The organism is Pseudarthrobacter sp. fls2-241-R2A-127 (genome assembly GCF_030209355.1).
GTDB lineage: Bacteria > Actinomycetota > Actinomycetes > Actinomycetales > Micrococcaceae > Arthrobacter.
The window spans coordinates 17,373-36,411 of the sequence record NZ_JARVSF010000012.1 but is presented as its reverse complement, the minus strand read 5'-3'; the positions used below and the strand labels follow the sequence as shown (position 1 = coordinate 36,411).

The window sequence follows — 19,039 nt, the reverse complement described above, 5'->3', positions numbered from 1 at the left end:
CATTTGCGGATTAGTATTGCGACATGGCCCTTATTCGCGTTTCCGAAGCCGCCCGTTTCCTGGGCGTGAGCGACGATACCGTCCGCCGGTGGACGGACCACGGAACCCTCACGCCATTCCGGGACGACTCGGGCCGGCTTGCCGTCGACGGACTGGAACTTGCCACGCACGCCCGGAAGCTGGCCCAGCTCCCGGATGATCCGCAACGCGGCGGCAGTTCTGCCCGCAACCGGTTCGTCGGCCTGGTCACGAACGTCATCGCCGACAAAGTGATGGCCCAGGTGGAGCTGCAGTGCGGGCCGTTCCGGGTGGTATCCCTCATGAGCAGCGAGGCGGTACGGGACCTGGGCCTGGAACCGGGTTCCGTCGCCACCGCAGTGGTCAAGGCAACCACAGTCATCATCGAATCCCCGAAAGGCCGGCCCACCGCGTGAGCAAGCAACCTGTCCGCCCAGCCGCGGCCGCCGTGCGGGCCGCCGTCCTTCCGCTGGCGGCACTTTTACTGGCAGTCCTCTCCGGCTGCGCCGCCGGGGGCGGCCCGGCCGCCGTCAGCACGTCCGATCCGGCCCCCGGCTCAGGTGCGCCATCAGGCACCATCGCGGTCTACGCGGCAGCCTCCCTGAAGGGCACCTTCACCGAGCTGGCACGCACCTTCGAAACGGAGAACCCCGGAACCAAGGTCACCTTGAGCTTCGCGGGTTCCTCGGACCTTGCCAGCCAGATCAACCAGGGCGCGCCTGCTGATGTTTTCGCCTCGGCGGACACGGCCAACATGAAGAAACTGCAGGACGCCGGCCTCGCTGACGGCACGCCCCGCAATTTCGCCACCAACACCCTTGCCATCGCCGTTCCGCCGGGCAACCCGGCGGGAATTTCGGCGCTGAAGGACCTGGCACGGCCGGGCGTCAAGCTGGTGGTCTGCGCCAAGCAGGTCCCGTGCGGGGCGGCTGCGGCGAAAGTGGCAGACGCGGCCGGGATTGCGCTGTCTCCCGTCAGCGAGGAAAACGCCGTGACTGACGTCCTGGGCAAAGTCACGTCGGGGGAGGCCGATGCCGGTTTGGTATATGGCACGGACGTCAAGGCGGCCGGAGCCAAGGTGGACGGCATCGAATTTCCTGAGTCCCAGGGCGCCGTCAACACCTACCCCATCGCGGGCGTGGCCAGTGGCCGGAACAAGGCCGCAGCGCAGGCCTTCATCAGCCTGGTGACCGGCGCTGAAGGGCAAAAGATCGTCGCTTCTGCCGGATTCGGGCCCGGCGGACAGTAATGCCGGGCGGCCCAATTGTCCAAGCTCAGGCAGGTCCCCGAAAGCCAATGAGCCAGGTAAACACGAAAGGTGCCAAGGTGGTCGGGCAAGGCTATTCCGGCGTTCCCGGCTGGGTGCGCGCCCTGGCGGTTGTCGCCGCCGTCGTGGTGGTCCTCCCGCTGCTTGCCATGGTGCTCCGGGTGGACTGGGCGCAGTTCATCCCGCTCGTGACCTCGGAATCGTCGCTGACGGCGCTGGGCCTGAGCCTGCGGACTTCCGCGGCGAGCACCGTGCTGTGCATTGTGCTGGGCGTCCCCCTTGCGCTGGTCCTCGCCCGGGATACCTTCCGGCTGCAGGGCCTGCTGCGTTCGCTGGTGCTCCTGCCGCTGGTCCTTCCCCCCGTGGTGGGCGGCATCGCGCTGCTCTACACGTTTGGCCGCCAAGGCCTGCTGGGGCAAACCCTGGAGGTGCTCGGCCTGAGGATCGCCTTCTCCACCACCGCTGTGGTGCTGGCGCAGACGTTTGTGGCGCTGCCGTTCCTGGTGGTCAGCCTGGAGGGTGCCCTGCGGACCTCGGGCTCCCGTTACGAGGCGGTGGCAGCAACCCTGGGCGCACGCCCGGGCACCGTCTTCCGGCGGGTCACGCTTCCCCTGGTCCTGCCCGGACTGGCGTCCGGCGTAGTCCTGTCCTTCGCCCGCAGCCTGGGCGAGTTCGGTGCCACGCTGACGTTCGCCGGCAGCCTGCAGGGGGTCACCCGCACCCTGCCGCTGGAGATCTACCTGCAGCGCGAAACCGACCCGGACGCCGCCGTCGCCCTGTCGCTGGTGCTGGTGGCCGTCGCCGTGGCGGTGGTGGCGCTCGCCTACGGCCGGCCTGTGGCCCGCAGCGGGGCGGGAAAACGGGCGACGACGCCGGCACCGGCAGGAGGGAACCGTCAATGACGTTGTCCTTCCAGGCAGCCCTGGCCAAGCGAGGATTCGACGTGTCCTTGACGGTAGGGCCGGGCGAAACCGTGGCCGTCATGGGCCCCAACGGTGCCGGAAAGTCCACTTTGCTGTCCAGTATTGCCGGGCTGCTGCGGCCGGACAGCGGCGTGGCGAAACTCAACGGAAAAACCTTGTTCGACCTCGACGGCGGCAAGCACACCTGGGTGCCCCCGCACCACCGCGGAACCGCCCTGCTCGCCCAGGAACCGCTGCTCTTTCCGCACCTGAACGCGGTGGACAATGTCTCCTTCGGGCCCCGCAGTGCCGGGATTCCCAAACGGGACGCCCGGGAGGGTGCCCTGCGCTGGCTCGCTGAGGTCGAAGCGGAAGGCCTGGCCGGCCGCCGGCCCGCTGAGCTCTCGGGCGGCCAGGCCCAGCGCGTCGCCGTGGCACGCGCGCTGGCCGCGGATCCCGCGCTCCTCCTGCTGGACGAGCCGCTCGCCGCCTTGGACATCCACTCCGCTCCGCTGCTGCGCCGCCTGTTCAAGCGCGTCCTGGCGGGACGGCAGGCCATCATCGTCACGCACGATGTCCTCGATGCGCTCATCCTCGCGGACAGGGTGGTCATCCTGGAGAACGGCAGGATTGCCGAGGAAGGCCCAACGCGGGAGGTGCTGGAACGCCCGCGCAGTGCGTTTGCTGCCGGCCTGGCCGGGCTGAACTTTGTCCCCGGAACCTTGGACGGGACGGGGGTGCTCACCGTGGAAGGCCTGCGGATCGCCGGCCATGGTGACGAACAGGTGCCTTCCGGGCAGGCCGGGGTGGCGGTGTTCCCGCCGTCTGCCGTTTCCGTGTTCCTTACCGACGCGCACGGCAGCCCGCGCAACTCCTTCTCGGTGACCATCACCGAACTGGAACCGCACGGCGACCAGATCCGCGTCCGGGCCGGCGGCCTGGCTGCCGACATCACGCCGGCGGCGTCCGCGGACCTCGGCCTGGTGCCGGGAATCACGGTGCACTTCGTGGTCAAGGCGGCCGCAGTCTCGGTGTACGGGACCTAGCGCGACCGGGCGGGACCTCCGGCTCTGGACAGCAGTTTCGCCGTGGGCAAACATGGCTTGAGAGCGTCGTTCTGCAAAGTTGAGCGTAGTACACTCAACTTAGTTATCAAGCCCCCGAAAGGAGCCCTCTTTGGACGTCAAATTCACCACCAAGAGCCAGGAGGCTCTTTCCGCTGCGGCAATGAATGCCTCAACCGCCGGCAACCCGCAGGTCGAACCGGCCCACCTTCTCAAGGCGCTGATGGACCAGCGGGAAGGTGTCGCCGTCGCACTGCTCCGCGCCACCGGCGCTGATCCCGATTCTGTCAGCGTGCAGGCGAGCAGCGCCATCAAGGCCCTTCCTGCCACGTCGGGCGGCTCCAGCCAGCAAGCCCAGCTCAGCCGGCCCGCCCTGCAGGCCATCCAGACTGCCAAGGAGGACGCGGAGCGGCTGGGTGACACGTTCGTGTCCACCGAAGTCCTGCTGCTGGGCCTCTCCGCCGCCAGCGACGCCACCGGCCGGTTGTTGCGTGACGCCGGCGCCTCCCATGAAGCGCTGCTCGCCGCAATGACGGGTGTCCGGGGCGACCGCAAAGTCACCAGCCCCGACCCGGAAAACACCTTCCAGTCCCTCGAGAAGTTCGGCACGGACCTCACCGCCATGGCCCGCGCCGGCAAACTGGATCCCGTCATTGGCCGTGACACCGAAATCCGCCGCATCGTCCAGGTGCTGAGCCGCCGCACCAAGAACAACCCCGTCATCATCGGCGAACCCGGCGTCGGCAAGACGGCTGTCGTCGAAGGCCTCGCCCAGCGCATCGTGGCCGGTGACGTGCCGGAAAGCCTCCGCGGCAAGACCCTGATCGCACTGGACCTCGCGTCCATGGTGGCAGGTGCAAAATACCGCGGCGAGTTCGAGGAGCGGCTCAAGGCTGTGCTGGAGGAGATCAAGAACTCCGAGGGGCAGATCGTCACCTTTATCGACGAGATCCACACCGTGGTGGGCGCCGGTGCCACCGGCGAGTCCTCCATGGATGCCGGCAACATGCTCAAGCCCATGCTGGCCCGCGGGGAACTGCGCCTCATCGGTGCCACCACGCTGGACGAGTACCGGGAAAACATCGAAAAGGATCCGGCCCTGGAACGCCGCTTCCAGCAGGTCTACGTGGGCGAGCCCAGCGTGGAGGACACCATCGGCATCCTCCGCGGCCTGAAGGAGCGCTACGAGGCGCACCACAAGGTGGCCATCGCGGACTCCGCGCTGGTTGCAGCCGCCACGCTGTCCAACCGCTACATCTCCGGGCGCCAATTGCCGGACAAAGCCATCGACCTGGTGGACGAGGCCGCGTCCCGGCTCCGCATGGAGATCGATTCCGCGCCGGAAGAAATCGACCAGCTCCAGCGGCTGGTGGACCGGCTCACCATGGAAGAACTGGCACTGCAGGACGAAAAGGACGCCGCCTCCCTGGAACGCCTGGACGCGCTCCGGGCGGACAAGGCCGACAAGGAAGAGGAGCTCAACGGGCTCAAGGCCCGCTGGGAGGCCGAGAAGGCCGGGCTCAACCGCGTGGGCGACCTCAAGGCAAAGCTGGACGAACTCCGCAGCGCGTACGAGAAGGCAGCCCGCGAAGGTGACCTGGAAACTGCCTCCCGCGTGCTCTACGGCGAAATTCCGGCCCTTGAACGCGAACTGAATGCCGCGGCCGAAGCCGAAGCGGCCGTTACGGACAAATCCGCGCAGATGGTGGCCGAACAGGTGACCGCCGACGATATCGCCGAGGTCATCTCCGCCTGGACCGGCATCCCCGCCGGCCGCATGCTGCAGGGCGAAAGCCAGAAGCTGCTGCACATGGAAGAGGAGCTGGGAACCCGCCTGATCGGCCAGTCCAAGGCCGTGACCGCAGTGTCCGACGCCGTCCGCCGCGCCCGTGCCGGGATCAGCGACCCCAACCGCCCCACCGGCTCCTTCCTGTTCCTCGGTCCTACCGGCGTCGGCAAGACCGAGCTGGCCAAGGCCCTGGCGGACTTCCTGTTCGACGACGAACGCGCCATGGTGCGAATCGACATGTCCGAGTACGGGGAAAAGCACTCGGTGGCCCGTCTGGTGGGGGCGCCTCCCGGATATGTCGGCTACGAGGAAGGCGGGCAGCTGACCGAGGCCGTCCGCCGGCGCCCGTACTCGGTGGTGCTCCTGGACGAGGTGGAGAAGGCCCACCCCGAAGTCTTCGACATCCTCCTTCAGGTGCTCGACGACGGCCGCCTCACCGACGGCCAGGGGCGCACCGTGGATTTCCGCAACGTCATCCTGGTGCTGACGTCCAACCTGGGCAGCCAGTTCCTGGTGGACCAGACCCTGGACGCCGCCGCCAAGCGCAACGCCGTCATGGCCACCGTCAATGCGTCCTTCAAGCCGGAGTTCCTCAACCGCCTCGATGAAGTGGTGCTGTTCGACGCCCTCACCGTGGAAGAACTGGCGCACATCGTGGAACTGCACGTGGCCGAACTGGGCCGCCGGCTCCACGAACGCCGGCTCACCCTCGAGGTCACCGAGGGCGCCAAGGCGTGGCTGGCCCTGTCCGGCTACGATCCCGCTTACGGTGCCCGTCCGCTGCGCCGCCTGGTGCAGCGCGAGATCGGCGACCGGCTGGCCAAGGCCATCCTGGCGGGGGACATCAGCGACGGCGACACCGTCCTGGTTGATACCGCGGCGGACCTCGGCGAACTCACCGAAGGCGCCGTGGACACGCTGACGGGCGCCCCCAGCTCGGGTTTGTCCGTCCGGCGGAAAGACTAGCCGGCAGGCTCACGCAGCAGCGTGCCGCCCGGACGGATGGACCGTCAGGGCAGCACGCTGGCGGTGATTACGTTGCCGGTATCGGAGGTGACGTAGCAATCCACCCTGCGGTCGCCCGAATCCCAGCTGGTGCTGCTGGGGAAGCTGCGCTGGTAGCTCAGGTGGAACTGGTTGGCTGCCGGTCCGAGCGTGGCCGCCTGGCAGGCCTCCAGGGCCTTGGCCTTGAGCGGGTCGGCCCCGGGGTACGCGGCTGCGTCGGGGTAGCGGTACGTTGCCACCAGCTGTGCCGAATGGCCGGTATCGCAGGCGACGACGGTGGAGGCCAGCGCTTCCGGATCGAAGTCCTTGAAGCAGTCGCCCACCGCGTAGGCGGCCGGTGCCACTCCGTCGCGCGGAAGAGGCTGGGGAGTGGCCGGCGCAGTGGGGGTGGTCTGCAGCACCCCAGGCGCGTCGGCGGCGGACTTGTCCGTGCCGGAGGATGAGTTCAACCACACGGCAAGCCACGTCAACGAGCCTGCGACTGCCACGATCACGACGGCGAGGAATACCTTCCAGAAGGTTGCCCTGTTGGGTGCGCGGCGCTCCGGGGATTCCGGGGCCGGATGGGACCATGTGACAGCTTCCGGGGCAGGCGCTGAACCGTTGCTCCCGCTTGGGACCGCCGGCAGGCTTCCGGTAGGCGGCGGCGAGGCAGGCTTGGGCGGGATGTCCTGGTGGTTCACGGGTGCGCATCCTCCTGGGTTCTGTTCCGCGGCTCGCCTGCAGCCGGCCAAAATCGGTAGTTCCCAAGTGACTCTACCGAAGAAAAATGCCGTGATCCTGCGGGCCGAAGTGGGCCATGTTACCCCACGCCCCATCACGGGGCCGCTGGCGGCAAGCAGGGGCAGCCGAAAGCATGTAATCTAGGTGTACGACAAATTGACCAAACATTCCGGGGCCTCACCGATCGCCATGGTGACCACCTCCGGTCCAAGTACAAAAGGGGGTCACGCCATGGGGCGCGGCCGTCAAAAGGCAAAAGCTACCAAGCAGGCTCGGGATATCAAGTACTACTCCCCGAACACTGACTACTCGGCACTTCAGCGTGAGCTGACGGGCCCGGGCAGTCGTTCAACGAGCCATTACTCGAATGAACCGGTTGAGCCGGACTATTCGGCTTATGTGGATAAGTACGCGGATGATTTGGATGACGATGACGACGAGGTTGACAACCGTCGCATCGGCTAGCTGTCGTAAAGCCGCCAAGGCCCCAGATCTTCCTGGCCGCGGCGCTGCTACGCGCTAACAAGCTCCGCAGGTGGTGTCCCGCAATATAGGGATAGCACAGGACCTCCTTTTTAGTACCCGCTTTCGGGTGACCGCTGACATGAGGAAGCCCGCTGCCCACCCGGACACCCGGTGGCAGCGGGCTTTCCGGCGTTGGTAACCTGACCGGATGACTGTTCGGACCAACTATGCCCACGGCGAGCCCTGCTGGGCGGATCTGCAGACTCCCGATGTTGCCGCCGCCAAGGACTTCTATGCCCGGGTTTTCGGCTGGACCTACCAGGACTTTCCCACCCCGGACGGCCGCAGCTACGCTCAGGCCTTCATGAACGGACGGCTGGTGGCCACCATCGCGCCGCAGGGCCCCCTGCAGCCATCCGGCACGCCGGCCCGGTGGAACATATACTTTGCGGCCGCAGACGCCCCAGCCCTCCTTGACGATGCCGCTTATGCCGGCGGAACTGTCCAGTTTGGGCCGGAGCAGTTGGGCGATGCCGGTGTATTGGCTTTCCTCGCCCCGCCCGGGGGCGGAATCACGGGGGTCTGGCAGGCCGGCACCCATTACGGAAGCCATCTGTTCAACGAGCCGGGTGCGCTGGCATGGGCCGAACTCTCGACGCCGGAGCCGCAGGCCGCCGTCGGCTTCTTCCAGCAGCTTTTCGGACACGAGGTCACCGAATATCCCCAGGACGACGGCGGCAGTTACACCACGCTGCTCATCGACGGCGGCGAGGTGGCCGGCGTCGTTCCTGCCGAAGAAGGCGGGGAAGCAGCCTGGCAGGTCTACTTTGGCGCGGCGGACGTGCGCGGCGCTGCGGCCGCCGCCGCCCAGGCCGGGGGAGGGATCGTCGTGGAGCCGGATGAGCATCCTGCCGACGGGTCCCTGACCACCATCAGGGACCCGCAGGGCGGCATCCTCAGCCTGATCCAGGTCAATCAACAACAATGGGGTCCCCACCGTGCGGTGCGGGACCCCAAATGTTGGTGGCTTTACGCGTAGGCGTTGACCATGCGGACCGCGCCGCCGTCCACGCCCTTGGCGCCCTGGACGTAGTCGGGGCCAACCTTGGAAATGGAATCCGAGTCTTCGGTGACCGCGCCCATGACCCAGGACGGCAGGCCCCGGTCGTTCAGGCGAGCCACCGCGGCGTCGGCAGCGTCGGGGGACACGATGGCCACCATGCCGACGCCGAGGTTGAGGGTCCGCTCGAGATCGGGCAGCGGGACGTTGCCCAGTTCAGACACCAGCTTGAAGATCGCCGGCAGTTCCCAGGTGGCGCGGTCCACCGTGGCCACCAGGCCCTGCGGCAGGACCCGGGCCAGGTTGGCGGCCAGGCCGCCGCCGGTGACGTGGCTGAAGCCGTGGACGGCGGCGCCGGCGCTGACGGGGAAGGTGCGGGCCAGGTCCAGGCAGTCGGCTGCGTAGACGCGGGTGGGCTCCAGGAGTTCTTCGCCCAGCGTGCGTCCCAGCTCCGATACCTGGCGGTCCAGCGCCCAGCCGGCGTGGTTGATCACGCGGCGGACCAGCGAGTAGCCGTTGGAGTGCAGGCCTGAGGACGCCATGCCGATCACCACGTCTCCGGCGCGGACACGGTCCGGGCCAAGGAGGGCGTCGGCTTCCACCACGCCGGTGGCTGCGCCGGCGACGTCGTATTCGTGCTCGCCCAGCAGGCCGGGGTGCTCTGCGGTCTCACCGCCCACCAGTGCGGTGCCGGCCACGGAGCAGGCTGCGGCAATGCCGCGGACGATGTCCGCGATGCGTTCGGGGACCACTTTGCCGCAGGCGATGTAGTCGGTCATGTACAGCGGCTCGGCGCCTACCACCACGATGTCGTCAACCACCATGCCCACCAGGTCGAAGCCGATGGTGTCGTGGATGTCCATTGCCTGGGCGATGGCCACCTTGGTGCCCACACCGTCCGTGGACGTGGCCAGCAGCGGCTTTTTGTAGGTCAGGAGCCTGGAGACGTCGTAGAGGCCGGCGAAGCCGCCCACCCCGCCGATCACCGAGGAGTTGTGGGTTGCCTTGACGGCATCCTTCATGAGCTCGACGGCGCGGTCCCCGGCTTCAACGTCCACGCCGGCGGAGGCGTAGGTGATGCCGGAGTTCTCTGCGGCGGTGTTGGCGGAAGTCATACGGAGTCCTTCTTGTCGGCGCTGGTGGCGGCGTGTACGTCGGGCACGAGGTCGGCTTCGGTCAGCAGGTTTTCGAATTCGGCATCCGGTCCGGGATCGCAGCCGGTGGCACCGGCCTTCTCCGCCGGGTCCTCCGCTGCGTCAACGGCCAGGGCAGCCGTTTCGCCGGGAAGTGCGGACGGGGACGGCTTGAGGCCACCGAGGTCTGTGCGCTCGAGCAGGTTCTTGCCCAGCTTGTCCGCGTCCGGAAGTTTGATGGGGTACTTGCCGGTGAAGCAGGCGGTGCAGAGCTTTTCGCGGGGCTGCCGGGTTGCCCCGATCATGCCGTCCTCGGAGATGTAGGCCAGTGAGTCCGCGCCGATGGCCTGGGAGATTTCCTCGATGGTGGCGCCGTTGGCGATGAGTTCCGCGCGGGACGCGAAGTCGATGCCGTAGAAGCAGGGCCACTGCACCGGCGGGGAGGAGATCTTGACGTGGACAGCGGCGGCGCCGGCTTCCCGAAGCATCCGCACAATGGCGCGCTGGGTGTTGCCGCGGACGATCGAGTCATCCACCACCACCACGCGCTTGCCGCGGATCACGGATTCAAGGGCATTGAGCTTGAGCCGGATGCCGAGCTGGCGCAGCGTCTGCGAGGGCTGGATGAACGTCCGGCCCACATAGGAGTTCTTGACGAACCCGTGCGCGAAGGGGATGCCGGACTCTTCGGCGTAGCCGACGGCGGCGGGGGTGCCGGATTCCGGCACGGGAATGACGATGTCCGCCTGCTGCGTGTTTTCCCGGGCCAGCTGGCGGCCCATCTCCACGCGGGACTCGTAGACGGAGCGGCCGGCGATGGCGGCGTCAGGGCGGGCGAGGTACACGTATTCGAAAACGCAACCGGCCGGCGTCGGCTCCGCGAACCGCTTGGACCGCACCCCGTCCTCGTCGATGGCGATGAACTCGCCGGGCTCGATTTCGCGGATGAAGCTTGCGCCTACGGTGGCCAGGGCGGACTGCTCGGAAGCCACCACCCAGCCGCGCTCCAGCCGGCCGAGGACCAGCGGTCGGATGCCAAAGGTGTCGCGTGCGGCGTAGAGGGTGCCCTCGTCCATGAAGACGAAGCAGAAGCCGCCCTTGATCTTGGGCAGGAGTTCCGTGGCGGTTTCTTCGAGGGTCTTGCCCGGCTCGCCTTCAAGCAGTGCGGTGACCAGCGCGGTGTCGGAGGTGTTGCCCTGCTTCATTTCGCCGGTGAGCTGGCCGCCGTTGCGCTCATTGATCATGGCGTTGAGCTCGGCGGTGTTGGTCAGGTTGCCGTTGTGTGCCAGGGCAACCGTGCCTGTGGAGGTGGCACCGAGGGTGGGCTGCGCGTTGGCCCAGTGGCTGGCGCCCGTGGTGGAGTAACGGCAGTGGCCTACGGCCAGGTGCCCGGTCAGGGTGTTCAGGGTGGTCTCGTCGAAGACCTGGGAGACGAGTCCCATATCCTTGTAGACGTTGATCCGCTTGCCGTCGCTGGTGGCTATGCCAGCCGACTCCTGACCGCGGTGCTGCAGTGCATACAGCCCGTAATAAGTTAGTTTTGCTACTTCTTCACCTGGTGCCCAGACGCCGAAGACGCCGCAAGCGTCCTGCGGGCCTTTTTCGCCGGGGAGAAGATCATGGGAAAGTTTTCCATCGCCGCGTGCCACTGATCGATTATCGCACGAGATGGGGTAGGACTTTTCCGGCTGCCCGTTTGTGACCTGCTAGCCCTGGGGGTCGGTGTCAGGTTCGGAATCCGGGACGGCCTCCACCACTGCCCGCTGCTGGCGCTTGACGCTCCGGCGGTCCAGCACGAGTGCCAGTCCGGCGCCCAGGATGGCGCCTGCGGCCGCGAACATCACCAGGAAGAATCCGAACACGCCCCCGGGGTCGAACGTGGTGTCTCCCGGGACCCCGTAGGCAACCACCGCGGCTGCGGCAACTCCCAGCAGCGCTCCGACCACCAGGAAGGGAACGTACTTGGGGGCCCGGCGGACGGTAACGTCGCGCCGCTCGGCAGGGGTTTCTTCAAAAGACATGCCATCCAGCCTACTGCCCGCTGTTTTGCTTGGCGTAACGGGGGTGCGGGGGAGCCGGGGTACTCCCGGGTGCGGTGAAACGTGGGACGACGCACTGGTCGCCAACTACCCGCTGACTGATATATCTATTGACAGGGGATGTGACCACTGTCATATTTTGCTATAAGCGCTATGTGAACCTTGTTGTTTATTATGCAACCAGATGGCCTCCCGGGATCTGAGTCGACGTGGTCTCCCGGGCATGGCATGTCAGCTAGATTGGCACTTGGTGCCGCCTCACGGATCCGGCCGGATCCAGGAAAGGAACGCAAGAACCATGGTCCACAAAGTACAAGCTGTCGTTGTCCGCGAAAAGAACGCCCCTGTGTCGCTGGAGACCATCCTGGTCCCGGATCCCGGACCAGGAGAGGCGCTGGTGGACATCCTGACCTGCGGTGTCTGCCACACCGACCTGCACTACAAGCAGGGCGGCATCGGCGATGACTTCCCTTACCTGCTGGGCCACGAGGCCACAGGTGTTGTCAGTGCCGTTGGCCCCGATGTGACCCAGGTGGCACCGGGTGACCGGGTGATCCTGAACTGGCGCGCGGTGTGCGGGGAGTGCCGAGCCTGCGCCAAGGGCCAGCCGCAGTACTGCTTCAACACGCACAACGCCACCCAGAAGATGACCCTCGAAGACGGGACCGAGCTGTCGGCCGCCCTGGGCATCGGTGCCTTCGCGGAAAAGACCCTGGTGGCCGCCGGCCAGTGCACCAAGGTGGACCCGGAGGCTGACGCTGCCGCGGTTGGCCTGCTGGGCTGCGGCATCATGGCCGGCATCGGCGCAGCGATCAACACCGGCGAGGTCAAGCGCGGGGAGTCCGTGGCGGTGATCGGCTGCGGCGGCGTGGGCATTGCCGCGATCGCGGGCGCGAAGCTCGCGGGGGCGACGACGATCGTCGCCGTGGACATCGACGACAACAAGATCGCGATGGCCAAGTCCCTCGGCGCAACCCACGGCGTGAACTCCAAGCAGGAGGACGCGGTGGAAGCCATCCGGGCCCTGACCGGAGGCAACGGGGCCGACGTGGTGATTGACGCCGTCGGCCGCCCTGAAACGTACAAGCAGGCGTTCTACGCCCGCGACCTTGCCGGCCGCGTGGTCCTGGTGGGCGTCCCTACGCCGGAGATGACGCTGGAACTGCCGCTGCTGGATGTCTTTGGCCGCGGCGGGTCGCTGAAGTCCTCCTGGTACGGCGACTGCCTGCCGTCCCGCGACTTCCCCATGCTCGTCTCGCACTACAAGCAGGGAAACCTGGACCTGGACGCGTTCGTCTCCGAGCGCATCTCGATCGACCAGGTGGAGGCGGCCTTTGAACGGATGCACGAGGGCAAGGTGCTGCGTTCCGTCGTCGAGGTCCAGCCGGCGGGGGCGTCCGCATGAGCGTCACCATCGAGAACCTGGTCACCTCCGGCACGTTTTCGCTCGACGGCGGCACCTGGGATGTGGACAACAACGTCTGGATCGTGGGCAATGACGAGGAATGCATCATCATCGACGCCCCGCATGACGCCGCGGCGATCATCAACCAGGTCCGCAGCCGGAAGGTCAAAGCCATCCTGCTCACGCACGCGCACAACGACCACATCGGTGCCGCACGCGAAGTCGCCGACGCCCTGGGCGCACCGATCTACCTGAACAAGGAGGACCTGGTGCTGTGGGAGCAGGTGTACCCGGACGCAGCACCGGACCGCTACCACTCCGACGGGGACGTGTTCGAGGTTGGCGGGACGGCGCTGAAGGCGATCCACACACCCGGCCACTCACCGGGGTCCACCTGCTTCCACCTTGAAAGCGAGGGGACCGTGTTCACCGGGGACACCCTGTTCAATGGTGGACCGGGCGCCACCGGCAGGTCCTACAGCGACTACCCCACCATCCTTAAATCCATCCGCGAACGGCTGCTGACGCTGCCGGCGGATACCGTGGTCCGCACCGGCCACGGGGACAACACCACCATCGCCGCGGAGCAGGAAACGCTGGCGAAGGTCCCGCAGTAGCACAGAAGCCAAGCGCCGGAGGAGGCGCGCCGGGAGGTCCCGGCGTGCCTCCGCCGGCGCTCCATCAGCACGAGCCTTGAAGGACGTTGGAACGATGAAGTTCGGTAAGCAGCCCGCCCCCGTTGCGGACATCAATGAGGACGATCTTTCGGTCCACAAGCCGAAGACGGAGGCGGCCGGGGTCAAGGCCGTCATGGTTGCGCTGGAGCGTGCGGTGGCGCAGGCGGGTGTGGCCCGGACGGCGCAGTCGCTGCTGCGGCTGAACCAGCGGGGCGGCTTTGACTGCCCGGGCTGCGCCTGGCCGGAATCGGACAAGAAGCGCAAGGCGGCCGAGTTCTGCGAGAACGGTGCCAAGGCCGTGGCCGAGGAAAACACCCTGCGGACCGTCGGGGCGGAATTCTGGGCCAAACACTCCATCGCCGAACTCTCGGAGAAGACCGAGTACTGGCTGGGCAACCAGGGCCGGCTGAGTGAACCGGTGGTGATCCGCGAGGGGGAGACGCATTACTCGCCGATCTCCTGGGCTGAGGCCTTCGAGTTGATCGGTGAGCACCTCAGGGCGACCACGCCGGACCGCAGCGTCTTCTATACCTCAGGGCGAACCGCGAACGAGACGGCGTTCCTGTACCAGTTGTTCGCGCGGTCACTGGGCACCAACAACCTGCCGGACTGCTCCAACATGTGCCACGAGTCCTCCGGATCGGCGCTGAACCCGACCATCGGCATTGGCAAGGGCACCGTCTCCCTGGACGACATCCATGACGCCGAGCTTATTTTCGTTGTAGGCCAGAATCCCGGCACCAACCACCCCCGCATGCTCTCCGCGCTGAAGGAATGCAAGGACAAGGGCGGCAAGGTGGTGGCCGTTAACCCGCTGCCCGAGGCCGGCCTGTTCAACTTCAAGGACCCCCAGACCGTTTCGGGCGTGGTGGGCGGCGGCACCCCGCTCGCCGACGAATACCTTCAGATCAAGGTGGGCGGCGACCTCGCGCTGTTCCAGGCGCTCGGCCACCTGCTCCTGGAGGCCGAGGAACAAAACCCGGGTACCGTCGTCGACCATTCCTTCATCGCCGCGCAGACGGACGGCTTCGATGCCTACCGCGACGCCCGCCGCACCCTCGACTGGGACGAGACCGAAAAGGCCACCGGCCTGACCCGCGCCCAAATCGAGAAGGTTGCGGCGATGCTGGTGGCGTCCAAGGCCTCCATCTTCTGCTGGGCGCTGGGCGTTACGCAGCAACCGCACTCGGTGGACACCATTAAGGAGATGGTCAACGTCCTGCTGCTGCAGGGCAACTTCGGCAAGCCCGGGGCCGGCGCGTGCCCGGTCCGCGGACACTCCAATGTCCAGGGCGACCGGACCATGGGTATCTGGGAAAAGCCCAGCGAAAAGCTACTCTCCGCCATCGACGCCGAATTTGGCATCACGTCCCCGCGGCACCACGGCTTTGATGCCGTGGAATCGATGGAGGCGTTCGAACGGGACGAAGTGGACGTGTTCGTGTCCATGGGTGGCAACTTCTCCTTGGCCTGCTCGGACACAGAAGCCCTGGAAGCCGGGATGCAGCGGATCGGGCTGACCGTGCACATCAGCACCAAACCCAACCGCTCCCACGTGGTGCATGGCCGCACCTCGCTGATCCTGCCCACCCTGGGCCGCACCGACAAGGACGACAAGCACCCCAAGGGCGCGCAGTTCCTGTCCGTGGAAGACTCCATGTCCGTGGTCCACTCCACCCAAGGCCGGCTCACCCCGGTGTCCGAACACCTGCTGGCAGAGCCCGTGATCGTGGCAAGGATGGCCGAGGCCACCTTTGGCCCGGACCACTGCGTGGACTGGAGAGGAATGGCCGAGGATTACGACGTGATCCGCGACCATATCGCCCGCGTGCTGCCGGGTTTTGAGGACTTCAACGCCCGGGTCCGGACCAAGAACGGCTTTGTGCTGCCCAATCCGCCGCGGGACACCCGTTCCTTCGCCACCGACATCGGCAGGGGCAGGTTCACCGTGAGCCCGCTGGAATACCTCACCCCGCCGCCGGGGCACCTGGTGCTGCAGACCATCCGCAGCCACGACCAGTACAACACCACGTTCTACGGTTTGGACGACCGCTACCGCGGCATTTCCGGCGGCCGGCGCGTCATCCTGATCCACCCCGACGACCTCGCCGAATCAGGCTTCCAGGACCGGGAACTGGTGGACGTCATCAGTACCTTCCAGGGTGTGGACCGCAGGGCGGACAAGTTCCGCCTGGTGGCTTACCCCACCGCGAAGGGCTGCGCCGCCGCGTACTTCCCGGAGGCCAACGCACTGGTCCACAAGGAGAATGTGGCCCGTGTGTCCAATACCCCAGGCTTCAAGGCCATGTTCGTCCGCTTTGAGCCGCACCGGGGAGAGGTTGCGGAGGCCCAGGCGTCTGCAGCGGAGTTGGCAGGGACGCCGGCTTAACCGCGCTGTTGCATCCACAGCACAAGGCCCGTGACGGCGGCACACCGGCAACCCGGTGTGCCGCCGTTTCGGTTCTGGCGGACGGCGGTTCTTGCGGGACAGGGCGCCTCTGGTCCGACGCTTTTTCGTCATATCCGAAATTGATTGACACTCGGCGTGGCAAGAGTCACACTGTTGCATATGGTGATCGGTGTTGCGTTAGGTGCTTCCAGATTTCTTCTGGAGTCATCGCTTCTGTTCCCGATGGACCTCCCCACATTCACGAACAGGATGTCTTGGACACCCCTGTTGCCCCACCTGCTCCGTAATCACCGCATATCGCTCACGACCCAGCCCTAATCGGGAGGAAACACATGACTACTTCAGTGAACGCGCCCCTCAGCGCACGCGGAAAGCTCGCCTCAGCAATGCCTGCCGAGCAGCTGGCTGAAATTACGGAGCTGTTCGCCCTGCGGCGCACAGGCTACTCCCTCGACGCCCCGTTCTACACCGATCCCACGATCTTCAAGCTCGACATGGAGGCCATCTTCGGCCAGCACTGGATCTTTGCCGGCAGCGTTGCCGAGCTTCCGGAGCCGGGCGACTACATCACGGTGGACTACGGCCCCTACTCCCTGATCGTGCTGCGCACCGACGAAGGTGAGGTCAACGTCCTGCACAACGTCTGCCGCCACCGCGGTGCGCGCGTCCTGACCGAGGCTGCCGGTTCCACCGGAAACCTGGTCTGCGGCTACCACTCCTGGACCTATTCGCCCGAAGGCAACCTGATCCACGCCTCCGCCCCCGGCGAAGCCAAGTTCGACAAGAACTGCTTTGCCCTCAAGCGCGCCCACAGCCGCGAAGTTGCGGGGCTCATCTTCGTCTGCATCGCAGACGTTCCGCCCGCAGACTTCGACGAGACCGCCAAGATCTTCGAGCCCTACCTCGCGCCCCACGACCTCTCCAAGACGAAGATTGCCTACCAGCAGAACATCATCGAAGAGGGCAACTGGAAGCTCGTCATGGAAAACAACCGTGAGTGCTACCACTGCGACGGACACCCGGAGCTGGCCTGCTCGCTCTTCCCCACGTGGGGCCTGACCGAGGGACTGATCCCGACCCACCTCGAAGAGGTCTGGGACCGCAACAAGCAGGCCCAGTCCTCCCTCGAGGAGCGTTGCCGCCGCTACGGTCTGCCCTACGAGGTGGTTGAGGAACTCGATACCCGTATTGCCGGTATCCGCATCTCCCGCGAATCCCTTGACGGCGAAGGCGAATCGTTCTCGACCGACGGCCGCCGGCTCTCCAAGAAGCTGCTCGGGGACCTGCGCGACTTCCGCCTGGGCCGCTGCTCCATGCACCTGCAGCCCAACAGCTGGTTCCACTTCCTGGGCGACCACGTCATCACCTTCGGCGTCTTCCCCATCAACGAGCACCAGTCCCTGGTCCGCACCACCTGGCTGGTGGCCGACGACGCCGTGGAAGGCGTTGACTACGACCTCGACAAGCTCACCTACACCTGGAAGCAGACCAACATCCAGGACAAGGCGTTCGTGGAGCTGTGCCAGCAGGGTGCCGCCAGCCCCGCCTACGAACCCGGCCCCTACATGAAGAGCGAGTACCAGGTGGAGGCCTTTATCAACTGGTACGTCCAGCGTGTGCAGGAGCACTTGGCATGATTGAGGTCCTCTCTGAGACGGCCGTCCAGGAACCACAGCGCATCCGCGGCCTTGAGATGCCGTGGAACCGGGTGATGGGCAGCATCGAAGGACCGGCCAGCGCTGCCAAGGCGCTGGGCCCGTGGCATCCGCAGGAGTTCATGGCCGAATGCGTCGAGACGGTTCCCGAAGCGGGCGGCATGATGACGTTCGTGTTCCGCCGCTCCGACGGCGCCCCGCTGGCGTTCCGTCCGGGCCAGTACGTCAACATCGCCTTCCCGGTGAACGGCGAGGACCAGGATCCGGTGGACCGCAGCTACTCGCTGTCCAGTTCGCCCACCGAACCGTGGACCTTCAGCGTCACCGTCAAGCGCGACGCCGGCGGACTGGTTTCACCCTGGGTGCACCAGAATGTCAGGCCCGGCACGGTCCTGGACATGCTGGGCCCTGTGGGGGCGTTCCACCTGCCAGATGCGGACCGGCGCGCCCGGTACCTGTTCCTGGCAGCCGGGGCCGGCATCACGCCCATCATGTCGATGGTGCGGACCATCCATTCCTTGCCGGGAACGGCCGATGTGGTGGTGCTGTACCACGGTGCGGAAGCCGGCGGTTTCGCTTTCCACAGGGAGCTGGCCTACATCGCTTCCGTGAACTCCCGGGTCAAGGTCTTCTACGCCCTGGGCGACCGCGGCCGGCCCGATGACTGGGAAGGCTTCAGCGGACGGCTGACCGCCGCCATGATCGATGAAGTGGCACCGGACGCCAACGGCCGGCAGGTGTACGCCTGTGGACCCGAGGGGTACCTGAACACCGCCACGGAGTTGCTCAAAAACGTCGGCGTCGACGACACCTCCATCTACATGGAGTTCTTCTCCGGCGACCGGCAGACCCTCCTGGAATACCAGGCCGAACTCGCCCTTGCCGCGGATATCGCCGAGGAGATCGCCGAGGAAATCGCGGAGTCCGCCGAGGACTACTTCGAAGGCCAGCCGGCAGCGTTCGGGATGTACGAACCCGGCTATGACGACGATGGAACCCTGCAGGCCACGGGAATGGCACTGGAAGCGGCCTCGGCGGAAGCCGCCGGACCAGCGGCCGAAGCCGCGACCCCCGACGCCTCAAGCTTCGACACGGTCGGAACCGGCAGCCTCACGCTGTCCTTCATGCGCACCGGAATCAATGTGCGGATCGACCCGGAGGAGCACATCCTCGGGGTGGCACAGCGTGCGGGTGTCCGGATCGGCGCCAACTGCAAGGAGGGCATGTGCGGCTCCTGCAAGGTGGTCAAGCTGTCCGGGGAGATCGACATGAACCACCAGGGCGGAATCCGCAAGCGGGAAATCGATGCCGGTAAGTTCCTTCCCTGCTGCTCCACTGCGCGCACCGACATGGTGATCGACGCCTAGCCGTGCCCCGACGCGGCGGGAGCCGTGCGCACCCCAAGATTCACCGCAAGTGAAAAGTAA

16 protein-coding genes are annotated in these 19,039 nt (G+C 66.4%); 12 read left to right on the top strand and 4 right to left on the bottom strand.

Annotation, left to right across the window (positions count from 1 at the left end; genetic code table 11):
• Window positions 1-23 precede the first annotated feature (23 nt).
• From QRN53_RS09375 to clpB, 5 genes are all read left to right on the top strand, one after another.
• Window positions 24-434 (top strand): TOBE domain-containing protein, encoded by a 411-nt coding sequence (locus QRN53_RS09375; RefSeq protein ID WP_285243744.1) that lies wholly within the window; start codon window positions 24-26, stop codon window positions 432-434.
• Window positions 431-1,267, top strand: a complete 837-nt coding sequence (gene modA, locus QRN53_RS09370; RefSeq protein ID WP_285243743.1) for a molybdate ABC transporter substrate-binding protein — start codon at window positions 431-433, stop codon at window positions 1,265-1,267. The genes QRN53_RS09375 and modA overlap by 4 nt, the downstream gene beginning before the upstream one ends.
• A gap of 47 nt (window positions 1,268-1,314) precedes the next feature.
• Window positions 1,315-2,187, top strand: a complete 873-nt coding sequence (locus QRN53_RS09365; protein ID WP_285243742.1) for an ABC transporter permease — start codon at window positions 1,315-1,317, stop codon at window positions 2,185-2,187.
• Window positions 2,184-3,233, top strand: a complete 1,050-nt coding sequence (locus tag QRN53_RS09360) for a sulfate/molybdate ABC transporter ATP-binding protein (protein WP_285243741.1) — start codon at window positions 2,184-2,186, stop codon at window positions 3,231-3,233. Before QRN53_RS09365 ends, QRN53_RS09360 begins: the two co-directional genes overlap by 4 nt.
• A 130-nt stretch (window positions 3,234-3,363) precedes the next feature.
• A complete protein-coding gene (clpB, locus tag QRN53_RS09355) occupies window positions 3,364-6,006 on the top strand; it encodes an ATP-dependent chaperone ClpB (protein ID WP_285243740.1) in 2,643 nt (880 codons plus the stop codon).
• A gap of 44 nt (window positions 6,007-6,050) precedes the next feature.
• On the opposite strand, the gene QRN53_RS09350 is transcribed toward clpB, so the two are convergent.
• Window positions 6,051-6,728, bottom strand: a complete 678-nt coding sequence (locus tag QRN53_RS09350) for a septum formation family protein (RefSeq protein WP_285243739.1) — start codon at window positions 6,726-6,728, stop codon at window positions 6,051-6,053.
• Window positions 6,729-6,999: 271 nt separating this feature from the next.
• On the opposite strand from QRN53_RS09350, the gene QRN53_RS09345 reads away from it, so the two are divergent.
• Together QRN53_RS09345 and QRN53_RS09340 are read left to right on the top strand one after the other, a co-directional pair.
• Window positions 7,000-7,233, top strand: a complete 234-nt coding sequence (locus QRN53_RS09345; protein WP_018772127.1) for a DUF3073 domain-containing protein — start codon at window positions 7,000-7,002, stop codon at window positions 7,231-7,233.
• Between the two features lie 208 nt (window positions 7,234-7,441).
• The gene (locus QRN53_RS09340; protein WP_285243738.1) at window positions 7,442-8,272 is read left to right on the top strand and encodes a VOC family protein; all 831 of its coding nucleotides are present in this window, start codon (window positions 7,442-7,444) and stop codon (window positions 8,270-8,272) included.
• Here the strand turns inward: QRN53_RS09340 and purM are convergent.
• The 3 genes from purM to QRN53_RS09325 are packed head-to-tail and all read right to left on the bottom strand — an operon-like array spanning window position 8,263 to window position 11,447.
• Entirely contained in the window at window positions 8,263-9,408 is a 1,146-nt protein-coding gene (gene purM / locus QRN53_RS09335) for a phosphoribosylformylglycinamidine cyclo-ligase (protein WP_285243737.1), read from the bottom strand. The genes QRN53_RS09340 and purM overlap by 10 nt on opposite strands.
• Window positions 9,405-11,075, bottom strand: a complete 1,671-nt coding sequence (gene purF / locus QRN53_RS09330) for an amidophosphoribosyltransferase (protein ID WP_285243736.1) — start codon at window positions 11,073-11,075, stop codon at window positions 9,405-9,407. Before purF ends, purM begins: the two co-directional genes overlap by 4 nt.
• A gap of 57 nt (window positions 11,076-11,132) precedes the next feature.
• A complete protein-coding gene (locus QRN53_RS09325) occupies window positions 11,133-11,447 on the bottom strand; it encodes a hypothetical protein (RefSeq protein ID WP_285243735.1) in 315 nt (104 codons plus the stop codon).
• Between the two features lie 316 nt (window positions 11,448-11,763).
• Here QRN53_RS09325 and QRN53_RS09320 point away from each other — a divergent pair, with 316 nt between their 5' ends.
• The 5 genes from QRN53_RS09320 (at window position 11,764) to QRN53_RS09300 (ending at window position 18,979) form a co-directional block, all read left to right on the top strand.
• Window positions 11,764-12,870, top strand: coding sequence for an S-(hydroxymethyl)mycothiol dehydrogenase (locus QRN53_RS09320; RefSeq protein ID WP_285243734.1), 1,107 nt, complete (start codon window positions 11,764-11,766; stop codon window positions 12,868-12,870).
• Window positions 12,867-13,487, top strand: a complete 621-nt coding sequence (locus QRN53_RS09315; protein WP_285243733.1) for an MBL fold metallo-hydrolase — start codon at window positions 12,867-12,869, stop codon at window positions 13,485-13,487. Before QRN53_RS09320 ends, QRN53_RS09315 begins: the two co-directional genes overlap by 4 nt.
• Window positions 13,488-13,581: 94 nt before the next feature.
• Entirely contained in the window at window positions 13,582-15,936 is a 2,355-nt protein-coding gene (locus QRN53_RS09310; RefSeq protein WP_285243732.1) for an FdhF/YdeP family oxidoreductase, read from the top strand.
• A gap of 353 nt (window positions 15,937-16,289) precedes the next feature.
• Entirely contained in the window at window positions 16,290-17,594 is a 1,305-nt protein-coding gene (locus QRN53_RS09305; RefSeq protein ID WP_285243731.1) for an aromatic ring-hydroxylating oxygenase subunit alpha, read from the top strand.
• On the top strand, window positions 17,591-18,979 hold the full coding sequence (locus QRN53_RS09300) for a ferredoxin reductase (protein ID WP_285243730.1): 1,389 nt from the start codon (window positions 17,591-17,593) through the stop codon (window positions 18,977-18,979). Before QRN53_RS09305 ends, QRN53_RS09300 begins: the two co-directional genes overlap by 4 nt.
• Window positions 18,980-19,039: the final 60 nt, after the last annotated feature.